Below are 302 nucleotides of genomic sequence, written 5' to 3'. Positions count from 1 at the left end.
GTTCTCATCGGGGCGGACCGGCGCATCGCGCTCTACGACGGGCAGGCGGCGGCGCTTCTCGCGCGGGCGGGGGTCCCGCGGCTCGGCGCGCCGATCACCGACTACCTCGAGGGCGCGCCGATCGAGGCGGCCTACGCCGCCGCCGCCACGGGCGAGGCGCGCTTCGAGGCGGTGCTCGCGCGGAGCACTACGCGCGCGCCGGCGCGGCTGCGCCGGCTCGACGGGGACGGCAGCGCGCTCCTGATCCTCGACGAGACGGCGGCGCTCGCGCCCGAGGACGCGCGGCCGATCGTCTATGACTT

At 77.8% G+C, this 302-nt stretch carries 1 pseudogene; it reads left to right on the top strand.

The features are described 5' to 3' along the window. Nucleotides 1–302: pseudogene (locus tag AB6A65_RS16930) on the top strand (3'-5' exonuclease); the annotation flags it as partial.

The sequence above is a fragment of the Rhodosalinus sp. FB01 genome, from assembly GCF_041365715.1.
GTDB lineage: Bacteria > Pseudomonadota > Alphaproteobacteria > Rhodobacterales > Rhodobacteraceae > Rhodosalinus.
The sequence above is the reverse complement of the archived record's forward strand: the minus strand, read 5'-3'. Positions and strand labels throughout refer to the sequence as shown.